The 15,909-nt window shown below is 65.4% G+C and carries 15 protein-coding genes; 1 reads left to right on the top strand and 14 read right to left on the bottom strand.

The window, feature by feature from the left end:
- Positions 1-3: 3 nt before the first annotated feature.
- Positions 4-555, bottom strand: coding sequence for a hypothetical protein (locus tag NQJ30_RS04040; protein ID WP_255768457.1), 552 nt, complete (start codon positions 553-555; stop codon positions 4-6).
- Positions 556-688: 133 nt separating this feature from the next.
- On the opposite strand from NQJ30_RS04040, the gene NQJ30_RS04035 reads away from it, so the two are divergent.
- On the top strand, positions 689-1,186 hold the full coding sequence (locus NQJ30_RS04035; protein ID WP_255768456.1) for a flavin reductase family protein: 498 nt from the start codon (positions 689-691) through the stop codon (positions 1,184-1,186).
- 23 nt (positions 1,187-1,209) lie between these two features.
- Here NQJ30_RS04035 and dnaE read toward each other — a convergent pair whose 3' ends face one another.
- From dnaE to ftsW, 13 genes are all read right to left on the bottom strand, one after another.
- Positions 1,210-4,767, bottom strand: a complete 3,558-nt coding sequence (dnaE, locus tag NQJ30_RS04030; protein WP_255768455.1) for a DNA polymerase III subunit alpha — start codon at positions 4,765-4,767, stop codon at positions 1,210-1,212.
- A gap of 30 nt (positions 4,768-4,797) precedes the next feature.
- Positions 4,798-5,724 carry an RluA family pseudouridine synthase gene (locus NQJ30_RS04025; RefSeq protein ID WP_255768454.1) on the bottom strand — a complete coding sequence of 309 codons (927 nt, stop codon included), beginning with the start codon at positions 5,722-5,724 and terminating at the stop codon, positions 4,798-4,800.
- Positions 5,717-6,289: a signal peptidase II gene (lspA, locus tag NQJ30_RS04020; protein ID WP_255768453.1), complete on the bottom strand. Its 573-nt coding sequence runs from the start codon at positions 6,287-6,289 to the stop codon at positions 5,717-5,719. The genes NQJ30_RS04025 and lspA overlap by 8 nt, the downstream gene beginning before the upstream one ends.
- A gap of 91 nt (positions 6,290-6,380) precedes the next feature.
- Positions 6,381-7,073 carry a DivIVA domain-containing protein gene (locus NQJ30_RS04015; RefSeq protein ID WP_255768451.1) on the bottom strand — a complete coding sequence of 231 codons (693 nt, stop codon included), beginning with the start codon at positions 7,071-7,073 and terminating at the stop codon, positions 6,381-6,383.
- Between the two features lie 178 nt (positions 7,074-7,251).
- The gene (locus NQJ30_RS04010; RefSeq protein ID WP_255768450.1) at positions 7,252-7,539 is read right to left on the bottom strand and encodes a YggT family protein; all 288 of its coding nucleotides are present in this window, start codon (positions 7,537-7,539) and stop codon (positions 7,252-7,254) included.
- 121 nt (positions 7,540-7,660) lie between these two features.
- Positions 7,661-8,191, bottom strand: a complete 531-nt coding sequence (locus tag NQJ30_RS04005) for a cell division protein SepF (RefSeq protein WP_255768449.1) — start codon at positions 8,189-8,191, stop codon at positions 7,661-7,663.
- 90 nt (positions 8,192-8,281) lie between these two features.
- Positions 8,282-9,022 (bottom strand): YggS family pyridoxal phosphate-dependent enzyme, encoded by a 741-nt coding sequence (locus NQJ30_RS04000; protein WP_255768448.1) that lies wholly within the window; start codon positions 9,020-9,022, stop codon positions 8,282-8,284.
- A complete protein-coding gene (locus tag NQJ30_RS03995) occupies positions 9,015-9,707 on the bottom strand; it encodes a polyphenol oxidase family protein (protein WP_255768447.1) in 693 nt (230 codons plus the stop codon). The genes NQJ30_RS04000 and NQJ30_RS03995 overlap by 8 nt, the downstream gene beginning before the upstream one ends.
- An 8-nt stretch (positions 9,708-9,715) precedes the next feature.
- Positions 9,716-10,948, bottom strand: a complete 1,233-nt coding sequence (gene ftsZ, locus NQJ30_RS03990; RefSeq protein ID WP_255768446.1) for a cell division protein FtsZ — start codon at positions 10,946-10,948, stop codon at positions 9,716-9,718.
- A gap of 203 nt (positions 10,949-11,151) precedes the next feature.
- Positions 11,152-12,063, bottom strand: coding sequence for a cell division protein FtsQ/DivIB (locus tag NQJ30_RS03985; RefSeq protein ID WP_255768445.1), 912 nt, complete (start codon positions 12,061-12,063; stop codon positions 11,152-11,154).
- On the bottom strand, positions 12,056-13,432 hold the full coding sequence (gene murC, locus NQJ30_RS03980) for a UDP-N-acetylmuramate--L-alanine ligase (protein WP_255768444.1): 1,377 nt from the start codon (positions 13,430-13,432) through the stop codon (positions 12,056-12,058). Before murC ends, NQJ30_RS03985 begins: the two co-directional genes overlap by 8 nt.
- Positions 13,429-14,529, bottom strand: a complete 1,101-nt coding sequence (gene murG / locus NQJ30_RS03975) for an undecaprenyldiphospho-muramoylpentapeptide beta-N-acetylglucosaminyltransferase (RefSeq protein WP_255768442.1) — start codon at positions 14,527-14,529, stop codon at positions 13,429-13,431. The genes murC and murG overlap by 4 nt, the downstream gene beginning before the upstream one ends.
- Positions 14,530-14,535: 6 nt before the next feature.
- A complete protein-coding gene (gene ftsW, locus NQJ30_RS03970; RefSeq protein ID WP_255768441.1) occupies positions 14,536-15,909 on the bottom strand; it encodes a putative lipid II flippase FtsW in 1,374 nt (457 codons plus the stop codon).

Genomic DNA, 15,909 nt, shown 5'->3' with positions numbered 1-15,909 from the left:
ATTTTACGCGCCCCGCACCGTACCCCCGGCGACAGGTGAGCTCCCCGTGTCCGGTTCGCTCCCGGCGTCGCGCCCCTTCCTGAGCAGGTTCAGCAGGCTCAGGGCAAACACCGACACGGCGGTAGCGGCCGGCCACAGGAGAAGGACGGACAGTGAGCGGAGGGAAAAAGCCACACTGGCATTGAACGCCGGATCCACTGCCGGTCCCCACAACCGGCCGGACAACAGGCCGGTCTGCCACGCAATGACGGCGCCCGCGAGGCCGCCGGCCAGGCTCAGCAGGAAGGCCGGCTGCGCGGCACGGCCGTGCTTATCCGCAACGAATACGGCCACCAGGCACCCGGCGAAAACCAGGAGGCCACCAAGGGTCAGGTCCCGCGGCAGCCAGACCGCCGGATTGGTTCCGTCGCCCAGGGCGGGATTGCGGGTGATGAGGTTCAGCCCGCCGGGAGCAAGCAGCCACCACAGCAGCCCCACCGGGACTCCGCCGGCGGCCGCCGCAGCGAACCATCTCCAGGGCAGCCGGCCGGAAGGGTGGCTGAAGTGTTTTTTCATGAAACAAACCTTAACAAACGTAGCTGCGTGCGGCCGCATGACGTGGGTGGTCAGCCGATTCCGCTGTGCCCGGGCGGAGCAATACGCTTATGGGAGGGTCCATTTCAGCATGATTTGTAGGGAGCAGTCTTAGATGTCAGATGCAGCGCCGTTTGAGGGCACGTTCAAAGAGATGTTCCGGCGCCACGCGGCCGGCGTCGCGATCATCACGGTGAACTACCAGGGTGAGCCATACGGTTTCACGGCCACCTCCGTCGCTTCGCTCTCAGCCCAGCCGCCGAGGTTCACCTTCAACATGGCCCGCAGCTCCAGCTCCTGGCCGGCCGTGGCCAATGCCACCCATCTCGGCGTCCACATGCTGGGCCTGGAGAACCAGGCCCTGGCCGACAGGTTCGCCCGGACCAAGGACCGTTTCGGCGGCGATCACTGGGAAATGGGACCGCATGATGTCCCCATCCTCAAAGACGTCGCAGGCTGGCTGATTGGTAAGATCCAGATGCGGCTCTCCTTCGAGAACAACGCCGTGGTGGTGGTCGAAGTGGTGGAGGGCGCCGTGGGCGCCGACGGTTCGCCGCTCCTGTACCACTCAGGCAGTTACGGCCAACCCGTCCCGCTCGACTACGAAATCTAGCCCCGGGCCGCCACCTGCCGCCCTCAGTAGTCCAGGCAGGTGGGCCCCAGGAGCACTTTGAGGTCCCCGAACAGCGAGGGGCTCGGGTTGACCCTGAGGTGGACCGGCAGCGCCATGACTTCGGTCCGGGTGTCACCCTGCAGGTGCAGCCGCACTTCGGAATTCCCCCGGTGGTTCCGCAGGACGTCGCCGAGCTCGGTGACCACGGCCTCGGTGGCCTTGTGGGTGGGCATCGAGATCTGCAGCGGACCGTTTGTTCCCTCGCTGAGGTCCGGGACGCTCAGCTCCATGCAGTTCAGTGTCACCGCACCGTCGTCGCGCCGCTGCAGGCGCCCCTTCACCACCACAATCAGGTCCTCGGCCAGCACCGATGCGATCGGCCCGTAGACCTGGCCGAAGAACATCACCTCCATAGAGCCGCCGAGGTCTTCGATCTCTGCGCGTGCGTAGGCGTTGCCGCTCGCTTTGGCGATCCGGCGGCTCAGTGAGGTGATCATGCCGGAGATAGTGACGATGGCGCCGTCGTGGGGCCCGTCGTCGGCAATGATCGAGGTGATGCTCTGGTCAGCGTGCTGGCTGAGGAGCCCTTCGAGTCCCTGCAGCGGATGATCTGAGACGTACAGTCCCAGCATGTCCCGTTCGAAGGACAGCTTGTCCTTTTTCTCCCACTCGGGCAGGTCAGGAATCTCGATGCTCAGCGACGCCTCCGATTCGGCCTCTTCGAAGCCGGCGAAGAGGTCGAACTGGCCGATCGCCTCGTTGCGTTTGAGCGTGATGACGGAGTCGATGGCCTCTTCGTGGATCATCGCCAGCGCGCGCCGGTGGTGGTTGAGCGAGTCGAAAGCGCCGGCCTTGATCAGCGATTCAATGGTGCGCTTGTTGCACACCACTGCAGGAACCTTGACCAGGTAGTCCTTGAAGGACGTGTAGGCACCTTCGGTTTCGCGCGCAGCCACCATGGCTTCGACGGCGTTGACGCCCACGTTGCGGATGGCGCCCATGCCGAAGCGGATGTCGTTCCCCACAGGGGTGAAGTTCAGTGCGGACTCGTTGACGTCCGGGGGCAGCACGGTGATTCCCATACGCCGGCATTCGTTGAGGTAAATCGCCGATTTGTCCTTGTCGTCGCCCACCGAGGTCAGCAGGGCCGCCATGTACTCCGGCGCATAGTGCGCCTTCAGGTAGGCGGTCCAGTAGGAGATCACGCCGTAGGCCGCCGAATGCGCCTTGTTGAAGGCGTAGTCGGAGAAGGGAAGCAGGATGTCCCAGAGGGTCTTCACGGCTTCCATGGAATAGCCGTTGTCCTGCATGCCCTGGGAGAAGCCGGCGAACTGCTTGTCCAGCTCGGATTTCTTCTTTTTGCCCATGGCACGGCGGAGGATGTCTGCCTGGCCCAGGGAGTAGCCGGCGAGCTTCTGCGCCACGGCCATCACCTGCTCCTGGTAAACGATCAGGCCATACGTCCCGCCGAGAATTTCCGCAAGGGGTTCCTTCAGCTCCGGATGGATCGGAATGACCTCCTGGATCCCGTTCTTTCGCAGCGCATAATCCGTGTGGGCGTTGGCGCCCATGGGACCGGGCCGGTAGAGCGCCAGGACAGCGGAGATGTCTTCGAAGTTGTCGGGCTTCATCAGTTTCAGGAGGCCGCGCATGGGGCCGCCGTCGAGCTGGAAGACGCCCAGCGTGTCGCCGCGGGCCATCAGCTCGTACGAGGCAGGGTCGTCCAGGGCGAGGCCGTCCAGGTCAAGGTCGTGCCCGCGGTTGAGCTTGATGTTCTCCAGGGCGTCGGAGATGATCGTCAGGTTCCGCAGTCCCAGGAAGTCCATCTTGATCAGCCCCAGGCCTTCGCAGGTGGGGTAATCGAACTGCGTGATCACCTGGCCGTCCTGGATGCGGCGCATGATGGGGATGACGTCGATGATGGGGTCCGAGGACATGATGACGCCTGCGGCGTGGACACCCCACTGGCGCTTCAGCCCCTCGATGCCCAGCGCCGTCTCGAAGACCTTCGCCGCTTCGGGGTCGGTGCTGATCAGCTGGCGGAAATCCCCCGCCTCGCTGTACCGCTTGGAGTCCTTGTTTTGGATGTCCGCCAGCGGAATGTCCTTGGCCATGACGGCGGGCGGCAGCGCCTTGGTGAGCTGCTCGCCCATGCTGAACGGGTAGCCCAGCACACGGGAGGAGTCCTTGAGTGCCTGCTTGGTCTTGATGGTGCCGTACGTGACGATCATGGCCACACGCTCGTCACCGTACTTGCGGGTGACGTAGTCGATCACCTCGGACCGGCGGCGATCATCGAAGTCGACGTCGAAGTCAGGCATGGAAACGCGGTCCGGGTTGAGGAAGCGCTCGAAAATCAGGCCGTGGTGCAGCGGATCAAGGTCGGTGATACGCATCGCATAGGCAACCATTGAACCCGCACCCGAGCCACGGCCCGGACCAACACGGATGCCGTTGTTCTTCGCCCAGTTGATGAAGTCGGCCACCACCAGGAAGTAGCCCGGGAAACCCATGGACGTAATGACTTCGAGCTCATAGTCAGCCTGGGTGCGGACCTTGTCCGGCACCCCGCCCGGATACCTGTACTCCAGGCCCTTGGCTACTTCCTTGACAAGCCACGAGGTTTCGTCCTCGCCCGGCGGGCAGGGAAACCGCGGCATGTAGTTGGCGCCGGTATTGAACGAGACTTCGCAGCGTTCTGCGATCAGCAGCGTATTGTCGCACGCGTCCGGATGGTCCCGGAACAGCTCCCGCATCTCCTGCGGCGACTTGAGGTAGTAGCCGCTGCCGGAGAACGCGAAGCGGGAGCCGCCATTGTCGTACGTGGGCTCCAGCAGGGTGGAACCGGACTGGATGGCCAGCAGGGCCTCATGGGCCTTGGCGTCGTGCTCGTGGGTGTAGTGCAGGTCGTTGGTGGCCACCAGGGGCAGGTTCAGGTCCTCGGCGAGCCGCAGCAGGTCGCCGGTGACCCTGCGTTCGATGTCCAGGCCATGGTCCATCAGTTCGCAGAAGTAGTTTTCCGCGCCGAAGATGTCGCGGAACTCCGCCGCAGCTTCGACGGCCTCCCGGTACTGGCCGAGCCGCAGCCGGGTCTGGACCTCACCGGAAGGGCAGCCGGTGGTCGCAATCAGGCCTTCCGAGTACGTGTTCAGCAGCTCACGGTCCAAGCGCGGCCACTTGCCGAAGACAGCGTCCAGCGACGCGATGGACGAGGCCCGGAAGAGGTTCCTCATGCCGGCGTTGTTGTAGCTCAGCAGTGTCATGTGGGTGTAGGAACCACCGCCGGAAATGTCGTCCTTGCGCTGGTTCTCCTCGCCCCAGCGCACACGGCTCTTATCAGTGCGGGCCGTGCCGGGGGTCACATAGGCTTCGACACCGATGATCGGTTTGATGCCTTGGTCCGTGGCCCGCTTCCAGAAATCGAAGGCGCCAAACAGGTAGCCGTGGTCGGTGGTGGCGAGGGCCGGCATGCCGAGGCGTTCGGTCTCATCGAAGAGCTCCCCCAGACGGGCGGCGCCGTCCAACATGGAGTATTCGGTGTGGTTGTGAAGATGGACGAACGAGGCATTGCTGGAAGTCACCGGACCATTCTAAGCGCTGGCGGCCGGCTGCTAGGCCTCGCCCGACGCCAGGACTTCCAAAGCGTAGGCCAGGTCCTGGGGGTATTCGCTGGTGACTGTCACGCGCTCACCCGTGACCGGGTGGTCAAAGCCGAGTTGGCGCGCATGCAGCCACTGCCGGGTCAGGCCCAGCGTCGCGGCAAGCCGGGGATCGGCGCCATAGGTCAGGTCGCCGGCGCACGGGTGGCGGAGGGCCGAAAAATGCACCCGGATCTGATGGGTGCGGCCTGTTTCCAAGTGAACTTCCACCAGTGTTGCCTTGCCGAACGCTTCAAGCACCTCATAGTGCGTTACGGAGGGGCGGCCGTCCTCAATCACCGCGAAGCGCCAGTCGTGTCCCGGGTGGCGGCCGATCGGTGCGTCGATGGTGCCTTCCAGCGGGTCCGGGAGTCCCTGGACCACTGCGTGGTACACCTTGTCCACGGTGCGTTCCTTGAAAGCCCGCTTCAGCGCCGTGTACGCCCGTTCCGTCTTGGCCACCACCATCACCCCAGAGGTGCCGACGTCGAGCCGGTGGACGATGCCCACCCGTTCGGCGGCCCCGGAGGTGGAGATACGGTAGCCGGCTCCGGCGAGACCGCCCACCACGGTGGGTCCCACCCAACCGGGCGACGGATGCGCGGCGACCCCGACCGGCTTGTCCACCACAACAAAATCGTCGTCGTCAAGCAGGATTTTCAGGCCTTCCACAACTTCCTCCACCACTTCCAGCGGGTCCCGTCGTTCAGGCACCGTCACGTCAAGGACGTCCCCGGCCACGAGGCGCGCGGACTTTCCCAGCTTCTTACCGCGGCTGAGCACGTTGCCTTCGGCAATGAGCATCGCCGCCATGGAACGGGAAATCCCCATCAGGCCCGCGAGCCCCGCGTCGGCACGGGTTCCGCCGAATTCCTCGGCCACCACCACCCGCTCAGGCATCGTCGGACGTCTCTTTGGCCGCCGGGACATGCCGCGAGCCGTCCAGTGAAATCCCCCGCAACGTCAGGATACAAATGATGGACACCGCCGAGACCACCGCCGAATCGGCGATGTTGAAGATCGCGAAGTTGGGCAGTTGAATGAAGTCCACCACGTGCCCCATGCCGAACGAAGGTTCCCGGAAGAGCCGGTCGGTCAGGTTGCCCAAGGCACCGCCCAGCAGAAGACCGAGGGCCAGCGCCCACCACTTCGAGCCGAGTTTACGCACCTGGAACAGGATGGCGATGGACACGCCCGCCATGATGAGGGAGAAGATCCACGTCACGTTCTCGCCGATGGAAAATGCGGCACCGGAATTCCGGATGAAGTACCAGTGCAGGAGTGGCGGCAACACGGGGATGCGCTCCCCCTCCACCATGGAGGTGGTCACCCACATTTTCGTTAGCTGGTCAAAGGCATAGGCGAAGACGGCGAAGCCTGCAAAAAGCGACAGCAGGAACCTCTTCCCGGGACGGGGAGAGGAAGGAGCAGGGGGCGCGGCGTCAGCGGCAAGATCGTCAGTCATGGTGCTTTCATTTGGCAAACCGGTCTTAATCACAAAAGCCGGCGGCCGAGGAATCCTCAGCCACCGGCTTTCAGAATACGTGCTTGACGGACTAGTTCGCTTCGACCTCGGGCGCCGCGACGGAACCGCGGGCATCAAGATCGCGCAACTGGCCTTCAATGTAGGCCTTCAGGCGCGAACGGTAATCGCGTTCGAATCCGCGGAGCTGTTCGACCTTGCGCTCGAGGACGGAACGCTGCTGCTCCAAGGCACCGAGGATCTTGCGGGACTTCTCCTGGGCGTCGTTGACCAGGCTGCTGGCCTCGATCTGGGCCTCGGCGATGATCTTGTCCTTCTGGGCCTGGCCGTCGGCCACGTGACGGTCGTGCATCTGCTGTGCCATGGCAAGCAGGCCGGCTGCTGATTCCGCGGAGACGCTGCTTCCGGCGGCGGGTGCGGGGGCTGCGGCCGGGGCAGCAGCAACGGCGGCGGGCTCGGCTTCCTTCTTCTTCGGAGCTTCGGGAACCTTCGTCTCGGCCTCGGGCTTCGCCGGGGACTCGACCTTGTCGGCCTTGACGGGAGCGGGGACCTTCTCAACCACGGGTGCGGCTGCAGCGGAGCTGGCCGGCACGGCAGAACCTGATTCGGCAAGCTTCTTACGGAGCTCGTCGTTCTCCTGGTTCAGGCGCCTGAGTTCCACAACGATTTCGTCCAGGAAGTCGTCAACTTCGTCCTGGTCGTAGCCTTCGCGGAACTTGGTCGGCTGAAAGCGCTTGTTGACAACGTCTTCTGGCGTCAAAGCCATCTGGTCACCTCATTGGTCTAGTTAGTCAGTAGGCCTTCCGGCCGTCAAAACTACGGTACCTAAAATTTGTCTGGTTCCTCTAATTCAACACTGGGTGTCAAACTGGAGATTTCTTTCGCTACCCAGGGGGAAAGTTCCTTTCCGGAACCGCCCCTGAACTGCTAGGTCTTGTCGAAGATTACGCGAAACCCCTGGTCACCGCCATTGCGATGCTCACCGCGATGAAGAGAACCAGGAATCCGAGGTCCAGGGTTACCCCGCCGAGCCTCAGCGGCGGGATGACCCGGCGCAGCCCCTTCAATGGCGGGTCCGTCACCGAATACACCGTGTGGGCAGCCACGAGGGCGGCACCGCGGGGGCGCCATTCCCTGGCGAACATCTGCACCCAGTCAAAGACCAGGCGGATGATCAGGGCGACAAAGAACAGCAGCAGGGCTATATAGAGAAGTCCGAAAACAATTCCCATGACTTAACTCATATCTCCATGTCCATTCCGGATACCGCAGTGCCCTGCCAACGTTTCTTGTCTATTTCAGCACAGATGCCAGACAGGTGTCCCTGCCTGGCATCAGCAATAAGCTTGGTGGCTAGCTTTGGTTGAAAAAGCTGGCCTGGGTCTCACTGACCTTCTTGTCATCGCCGATGACCTCAATGTACGACGGCGAGAGCAGGAACACTTTGTTCGTGACCCTTTCGATGCTGCCGCGGAGGCCAAAGACGAGGCCGGCAGAGAAGTCCACGAGCCGTTTGGCGTCGGCCTCGCCCATGTCGGTGACGTTCATGATGACGGGAATGCCGTCGCGGAAACTCTCACCGATGAGCTTGGCGTCATTGTAGGACCGCGGGTGGATCGTGGTGATCTGCCGGAGTCCGGACGTTTCTTCGCGGCTCGAGGCCGCACGCTTGATGGGGGTCACGGGTGCGCGGTATTCCTCTTCGGGGGCGTGGACGGATTCACGGCTGACTTCGCGAACCGGTGCAGGGGCACGGCGTTCCTCGCGCTCAGCTTCCATTGACTCGTCCTCGTCCTTACGTGTTGTGGTGGGCTCGGACTCGTAGTGTTCGTCGCCGTCGGCGAGCCCAAGATAGATCATTGTCTTGCGCAGAGCGCCGGCCATGGTCGACTCCTAATCGTGTCCGTTAGGCGGGCCGCCCAATAACTTGACAGCACTGGAATCCCCCGCCACTCGCTTCCTATGTTGTCGACGCTACCCCACGTCAGGACGCGATCCGAGAATATCGGAACCGATTCGCAGGTGTGTCGCCCCGAACCTGATTGCCGCTTCCATATCCTGGCTCATGCCGGCAGAGATGGAGGTTGCAGCCGGATGCACGGCCACCAGGGACGCAGAAATGGCGGCGAGTTTTTCGAAGGCCGCCTCGGGATCGGCCCCGAGGGGGGCGACGGCCATGACGCCTGCCAATTCGAGCCCGTCTGCCGCGGCCATCCGGTCAGCCAGGAGCGGGATCTCACCCGGCGCGGCGCCGCCGCGGTGCGCTCCGGCGTCGTCATCGAGGCTGACCTGGATGAAGCACTGCAGGGGGCCGCGGCCGGTCAGGTCCTGCTCCACGGCGATGGCGCGTTCCAGTCCATCGATCAGGGCAGGCCGGTCGATGGAATGGACGGCGTGCGCGTACCTGGCCACGGACTTGGCTTTTTTGCTCTGCAGCTGCCCGACGAAATGCCAGTGCAGCGGGAGGTCGGCCAGTTCCGCCGCCTTGGCTGAGGCTTCCTGATCACGGTTTTCGCCGACGTCGCGTACGCCAAGGGCGGCCAGGCGCCTGATGTCCGCGGCAGGATGGAATTTGGTGACCACGATCAGGGTGGGCAGCTCATGGCCGCGCCCTGCCTCAGCCGTGGCCGATTCGATCCGACGCTGAACCTTCGCCAGCCGTTCAGCCAGTTCGGCTACGCGTGCGGCGTCGTCCACCGCCACCCCGTCACTCATCGCACCACACCAGACCGGCAAAGCGCCCGGTGGTGGCGGACTTGCGGTAGGAAAACAGCTGATCGCTTTCGAGTGTGCACGGCCCGGCGTATTCAACAACAACCCCGGCGGACTCCAGCTGGCTGCGGGCTCCGGCCGGCAGGTCAAGCGCAGGAGTCCCCCAGGATGTTTCAGACCACGTTGCCGGCACGCGCTCGGCCACCTGCGCACGGAGGTCGGTAGGAACCTCGTAGCAGTTGCCGCAGATTGACGGCCCGAGCCAGGCCCGGATGCCGGTGGCACCCGCGGACCGCATGCGTTCCACCGCGGCGGTGAGGATGCCGCTGGCTACGCCCGGCCGGCCTGCGTGCACGGCGGCCAGGACTGGCTCCCCGCCGGGGCCCTGCCCCACCAGCACCGCCGGGATGCAGTCAGCCACCATTACGGCGAGAGGCAGCCCCCGGGACACCATGCCGTCCGCGGTGGGCGTGGCGGAGCCTGCGTCCATCATTTCCACCGCTGAGCCGTGGACCTGGTCCATGAACCGCAGGGACTGCGGGGCCAGGCCGGCGGCGTCCTCCAGCTCTCCGCGGCGCCGCCGGACCTCGGCAGCGTCGTCACCGACGTGCAGGGCGAGATTGCCGGCATGGATGTCCGTGAAGGCCACATTCACACCAGGTGAGACTTCAGCCCGCCAAAGGAACAAGCCGTGCCCTACTTCAGGAAGTCGGGGACATCCAGGTCATCGGCGCGGTTCCCCGAAAGATCCGGCTCCACCACTGAAGGGAGGTCGACGTCGAAGCCCGAGTCCGCCGGAACGGCGGACGGGCGCTGCTGCCCCCAATTGCTCAGCCCGGACGCGCCGACACCGGCGTGGATGGGCTGCGCGTTCAGCTGGTGGCTGCCGCCGGACGTGGGTGCCTGGGCCGGTGCAGGGGCCGCGGCGGGCCTCTGCGGTGCAACCTGCGGCTGCGACTGGTCCATGGAGGGCGAGGTGGCTTTCACGTCATCGAAACCGGCCGCAATGACCGTCACGCGGGCCTCGTCGCCAAGGGCATCGTCAATGACGGCACCGAAGATGATGTTGGCTTCCGGGTGGGCCACTTCCTGGACGAGGCGGGCCGCCTCGTTGATTTCGAAGAGTCCGAGGTCGGATCCGCCTTGGATGGACAGCAGCACGCCGTGGGCGCCGTCGATGGACGCTTCGAGCAGCGGGGAGGCGATGGCCAGCTCCGCCGCCTTCACGGCACGGTCTTCACCGCGTGCGGAGCCGATGCCCATGAGGGCCGAGCCGGCACCCTGCATGACGGACTTGACGTCGGCGAAGTCCAGATTGATCAGGCCGGGGGTGGTGATGAGGTCCGTGATGCCTTGGACACCGGACAGCAGGACCTGGTCAGCGGAACGGAAAGCGTCCAGGACGGAGACGTTGCGGTCGCTGATGGAAAGGAGGCGGTCGTTGGGGATCACGATCAGGGTGTCCACCTCGTCGCGGAGGGCGTCGATGCCCGCCTCGGCCGAGCCGGCACGGCGGCGGCCCTCGAAGGTGAAGGGACGGGTGACCACGCCGATGGTCAGGGCGCCGAGGGAACGGGCTATCCGGGCCACCACGGGAGCGCCGCCGGTTCCGGTGCCGCCGCCTTCGCCGGCCGTCACGAACACCATGTCGGCGCCGCGGATGACCTCTTCGATCTCGTCAGCGTGGTCCTCCGCGGCCTGCTTGCCCACCTCAGGGTTGGCCCCTGCACCAAGCCCGCGTGTCAGCTCGCGCCCGACATCGAGCTTGACGTCGGCGTCACTCATCAACAGTGCCTGGGCATCTGTGTTGATGGCGATGAACTCGACACCCCGAAGGCCGACCTCGATCATGCGGTTGACTGCGTTCACGCCACCGCCGCCGATGCCGACGACCTTGATGACGGCCAAGTAATTCTGCGGAGCTGCCACGTTACGTGTCCCTTGTTCGTGTCCTATTGCGAAAACTGTGGAGTCGGGCTTGAAGCTTGCAACCTTAACCTTCGAGTTGAAGGTTATAGTTATGTCAAGTAACTCATGTCTGGAACGCTATTTCCTCTGGTTCTGACATTCAATAACCGGCGCCGCGTGTCGCGGGAATACCGGGAAAGTTTGCAGGTGCCGGGAGAGCAGGTTCAACGCGTCACCGGATGCCGGGGCGCGCTCACATCGTACACGCGCACGGGGTTCTTCGGGTCCGCCGGCACCTTCAGCAGCGCGGCGAGGACTTTGGCCTTGAGCTCCTTCTCCCCCGCGTTGCCCCAGATGATCGTCTGACCGTCCACCAGCTTCAGCTCCACGGCATCCACCGATTGCGCGGATGCGTTGGAGAGCTTGGACAGCACATCGGGCGGGAGTGCGCCGAGCACCTGGGCGGTGGCTTGGAAGAGGTCCTTGCCGATGGTGCCGGCACCGCCGTCGATCACGGGCAGGGCAACCGATGCGGGATCCGCTGTGGTGCCCAGCACCACGCCGTCCACGTCCACCAACTGGTACTGCTCCGCCTGCTTGACCAAGGCCACCGGGACGCGTTCGAGCACCTGCACCACCAGTTCCGACGGCGGGCGTGCCTTTGTGGACACGGACTTTATCTGGACCAGCGGCTCGAGCATGCGTCGGACCTCGTCGTCGTTGACCTGCGGAAGCGGTTTCCCCTTCAACGGCTCCAGGGCAGCCCGGACCTGGTCCGTTGTGACCAGTTTGGTGCCCGTCACCGAAATGGTGCCCACTGCCAGGACGGGCGAAAAGATGGCGATGGCCAGGAGCGCCGCAACCAGCCCCAGGACCGTACCCGCGGCGACCAGGAGGTGGCGCTTCCGGCGCTTTGCCGGCGGTTCGGGAAAAACGAGGACGTTGTCGCTGGCCGGCGGCGTCTTCCCGCGGGAGGGCCCCGGCCCCGGATTCTTTCCCTTTTTGGGCCCGGGCGTGGAAGGCGCGTCCGGCGCGCTCTTGGAGGCGGAGATGGTGTCCGGTTCTGCCGACGGCGTTCCGGCCGCAGCCTGCCGCCGGGCCGGTGAAGCGTAGGTGGGGCGGCGCGGGCTACCCACCGAGTGCCTGCACGATCTGCGGCCCGAAGCCTGTTACATCGCCCGCTCCGACGGTCAGGATGATATCGCCCGGACCGGCAGCCCGTGCGAGGGAGGCCACCGCTTCCGCGGGGTCCACCCGTCGACCGCCCGGTCCCAGATGGTCGGCAATCAGCTGGCTGGTCACGCCGGGGATGGGATCTTCACGGGCAGGGTAGATGTCCAGCACCAGGGCAGTGTCTGCCAGGTTCAGGGCGTCGGCGAATTCATGGGCGAACTCCCGGGTGCGTGAGAACAGGTGCGGCTGGAACAGGACGTGGACGTGGTGCCCGCCTGCCACGGACCGGGCCGCGGTCAGGGCTGCGCGGACCTCGGTGGGATGGTGGGCATAGTCATCGAAAACCCGCACGCCCCGGGCTTCCCCCTTCAGTTCGAAACGCCGCGACGCACCCGAGAAGTGGGACAGTGCCCGCGCGGCAGCATCGGCGTCGACGCCCAGCTCCAGGGCCACGGCAACGGCAGCGGCGGCGTTGAGCGCGTTGTGCCGGCCGGGGACCTGCAGCTGCAGGGCGAACCGGCCGGCCGGAGCAGATACCGCCACGGCTCCGGGACCGTCGTCGTGCAGGACCAGATCGGAGGTGTCCGAGGTTCCGTAGAGGACCACTCTGGTGTTCCCGCGGGCCCGCGTGCGCTCCGCGAGGGCGAGGGCACCGGCGTCATCCGCGCAGGCGATCAGGACGCCGTCGGCGGGCAGCAGCCCGGTGAAGCGGTCAAAGGACTCATACACGGCTTCGGCGGTCCCGTAGTGGTCCAGGTGGTCGGGTTCGACGTTGGTGACCACGGCGATCCTGGGCCGGTAGTTCAGGAAGGACCCGTCGGATTCATCCGCCTCGGCCACAAAAATGCCGGACGTGCCGTGAGCCGCGTTGACTCCCAGCGACGGCACATTGGCACCGATGGCGAAGGAGGGGTCGAGCCCGGCTTCCTGCAGGAGGACCGTGATCATGGAGGTGGTGGTGGACTTCCCGTGGGTTCCCGCGATGGTCACCACGAGGTCATCCCCCATGGTCGCGGCCAGGGCCTCGGACCGGTGCAGCACGGGCAGGCCGGCCTCGCGTGCAGCCACCAGTTCGGGGTTGTCAGCCCGGATGGCCGATCCCGCCACCACCGTCTGGGCGTCGCCCAGGTTGGCTGCGCCATAACCGACGGCGATGCGGGCACCGGCGGCCGCCAGCTCCGCCATGACCGGCAGGTCTTTGGCGTCGGAGCCGCTGACGGTGACTCCCCGGGCCACCATGATGCGGGCCACGGCGGACATTCCGACGCCGCCGATGCCGATGAAATGGACGCGGCCCAGGGACTCCTGGCTGCGGACGCTTGCGGGGGTCATGCGGACACCGCTTCCAGGACAAGACCAGCCATGCGCTGGTCGGCGTTTCTGATTCCGAGCCGGCGGGAATTGGTGGCCATTGCGGCCAGGCGGCCGGAATCGGTCACCAGCGGGATCAGTTCCCGCATGATCCACTGCGCGGTGAACTCCTTGTCCTGGACCAGGACCGCTCCCCCGGCGTTGACCAGTCCGGCGGCGTTCAGTGCCTGCTCGCCGTTGCCGATGGGCAGCGGGACAAAGACGGCCGGGACTCCAACAGCAGCGACTTCGCAGACGGTGGCGGCCCCGGACCGCGCCAACAGGAGGTCCGCGGCAGCGTAGACACACTCCATGCCATCCACGTACTCAACCTGCCGGTACCCGTCAGCGGTGAGAGGGCCGCCGTCGGGCCCCATCACGGTTTTGCCGCGGCCGGTGATGTGGAGCGTCTGGATTCCGGCAGCGCCCAGGTCCCGTGCCGCTTCAGCCACCGCCCGGTTGATGCTCTGGGCGCCGGAGGACCCGCCGGTCACAATGAGCGTGGGCTTGTGCGCGTCCAGGCCCAGTGCTTCACGCCCAGCTGCCCGTGCCGCGTCCCGGTCGAGGCCGGAGATTTCGGTCCGCATGGGCATGCCGACGTGGCGGGCATGCCGCAGGCGTGTGGTGTCGAAGGCGGTGGCCACGTGGCGGGTCAGCAGTGACCCTACGCGGTTGGCCAGCCCTGGCCTGGTGTTGGCTTCGTGGATCACGATGGGGATCCCGCGCCGGCGGGCCGCGAGGTACAGGGGTGTGCAGACGTAGCCGCCCACACCCACCAAAACGTCAGCTGATGCCTCGTCCAGGATGCGCCCGGACTGGCGCACCGCCCCGGCCAGTCGGGCAGGCAGCTTCAGCAGGTCCACCGAGGGTTTGCGCGGAAAGGGCACCCGGTCGATGGTGGCGAGTTCCACTCCGGCCGCGGGCACAAGGCGGGTCTCCATGCCCGCGGGTGTGCCCACGGCCAGCAACCTGGCCCCCGGCGAGGCGGACCTGAGGGCAGCGGCGATCGCCAGGAGCGGGCTGATGTGGCCGGCGGTGCCGCCACCCGCCAGGACAATGGACAGGTTCTGGGAAGTCATCTGGTGCTAGGTACGCTTTCTTGCGGTTTTGGTGCGCCGGGTGGATTTCCCGGCCTTCTTGGCGCCGAACTTCAGCATTCTCTTGGGCCGCAGGGCGGGGGCCATCTGTTCCCGGGCCAGCGACAGCACCACCCCGATGGCACAGAGGGACATCAGCAACGCCGAGCCGCCGTAGGAAATGAACGGCAGGGGCACCCCGATGACGGGCATAAGCCCCGTCACCACGGCCATGTTGACAGTCGCCTGCCCCAGCAGCCACACCATGATGGTGCCGGCCAGGACACGGTGGAACATGTCCTCCTGCGCCACCACCACACGGTAAATGGCTGCTCCGAGGATGGCAAAAAGGACAAGCACGACGACGGTGCCTACCAGGCCGAGTTCCTCGCCGATGATGGCAAAAATGAAGTCGTTGTGGGCTTCCGGAATCCAGCTGTACTTCTGCCGGCTCTGGCCAAGGCCAACGCCGAACCAGCCTCCGGACGCGAGTCCGTACAGCCCGTTGGTGGCCTGGTAGTTGGCGTCGATGCCGTCGGCGCAGGACTGCCCGGTCCACCAGGAGGTGATGCGGCACATCCGGTTGGAGCTGGTGATGGCCATAACGGCTGTACCTGCCGCGGCCGCCACGGCCGCAAAACCGAAGAGGTACAGCGGCACGCCGGCAAAGAACAAGGCTGCAGCCGTGATCATCATGATGATCATGGCGGTGCCGAGGTCATTGCCCAGCAGCACCAGCACGATCACCAGGCCTGCCGCCGGCACGGCGGGAATCAGCACATGCTGCCAGCGGCGAAGCAGCTTTCCTTTCCTGGCAAGTACCGTGGCCATCCAGAGCGCCAGGGCAAGCTTTGATGCTTCGGACGGCTGGAAGGTGATGCCGCCCAGGTCGATCCAGTTCTTGTTGCCGTTGACCTCGTCACCCACCAGCTGGACCAGCGCCAGGACCACCAGAGTGGCGCCCAGTACCGGCCACGCCAGGCGTTTGAGCCACACCACGTTGATCCGGGAAAGGACAAACATCACAAAGATGCCGAGGGCGGCGAACATGCCCTGCTTGAGGGCGTCGCCGTACGGCGACTTTCCGGCCGCGATGGATTCAACGCTGGAAGCCGAGAGCACCATCATGATGCCGATGGCCGTGAGGGCCAGCGTGGAGCCCAGGATGAGGTAGTACGTGGAGCCGTTCCGTGATGTCCCGTTGCCTTCCAAGGCAGACCAGAAGCCCCGGTACCAGCCCCTGATCCGGGCCGGCAGGTTGGGCCGGTTCCCTTTGGCGCCGGAGGAGGCGGGCCTGGCTGCTCCCGGTCCCGTTGCCCCGGGCGACGCGGGTTTCCCGGCGCGGGGCCTGGAAGCCTTCGGCCGGGTGGGCGTGCTGACCAT

Source organism: Pseudarthrobacter sulfonivorans, from assembly GCF_024391045.1.
In the GTDB taxonomy this organism is placed as follows: domain Bacteria; phylum Actinomycetota; class Actinomycetes; order Actinomycetales; family Micrococcaceae; genus Arthrobacter; species Arthrobacter sulfonivorans_B.
The sequence above is the reverse complement of the archived record's forward strand: the minus strand, read 5'-3'. Positions and strand labels throughout refer to the sequence as shown.

What these genes read in the sequence shown, in the direction of transcription:
- NQJ30_RS04040 (WP_255768457.1), bottom strand. Translation starts at nt 555, where the DNA reads ATGAAAAAACACTTCAGCCACCCTTCCGGCCGGCTGCCCTGGAGATGG.
- NQJ30_RS04035 (WP_255768456.1), top strand. Translation starts at nt 689, where the DNA reads ATGTCAGATGCAGCGCCGTTTGAGGGCACGTTCAAAGAGATGTTCCGG.
- NQJ30_RS04025 (WP_255768454.1), bottom strand. Translation starts at nt 5,724, where the DNA reads ATGCCTGAGCGGGTGGTGGTGGCCGAGGAATTCGGCGGAACCCGTGCC.
- lspA (WP_255768453.1), bottom strand. Translation starts at nt 6,289, where the DNA reads ATGACTGACGATCTTGCCGCTGACGCCGCGCCCCCTGCTCCTTCCTCT.
- NQJ30_RS04015 (WP_255768451.1), bottom strand. Translation starts at nt 7,073, where the DNA reads ATGGCTTTGACGCCAGAAGACGTTGTCAACAAGCGCTTTCAGCCGACC.
- NQJ30_RS04010 (WP_255768450.1), bottom strand. Translation starts at nt 7,539, where the DNA reads ATGGGAATTGTTTTCGGACTTCTCTATATAGCCCTGCTGCTGTTCTTT.
- NQJ30_RS04005 (WP_255768449.1), bottom strand. Translation starts at nt 8,191, where the DNA reads ATGGCCGGCGCTCTGCGCAAGACAATGATCTATCTTGGGCTCGCCGAC.
- NQJ30_RS04000 (WP_255768448.1), bottom strand. Translation starts at nt 9,022, where the DNA reads ATGAGTGACGGGGTGGCGGTGGACGACGCCGCACGCGTAGCCGAACTG.
- murC (WP_255768444.1), bottom strand. Translation starts at nt 13,432, where the DNA reads ATGACCCCCGCAAGCGTCCGCAGCCAGGAGTCCCTGGGCCGCGTCCAT.
- murG (WP_255768442.1), bottom strand. Translation starts at nt 14,529, where the DNA reads ATGACTTCCCAGAACCTGTCCATTGTCCTGGCGGGTGGCGGCACCGCC.
- ftsW (WP_255768441.1), bottom strand. Translation starts at nt 15,909, where the DNA reads ATGGTCAGCACGCCCACCCGGCCGAAGGCTTCCAGGCCCCGCGCCGGG.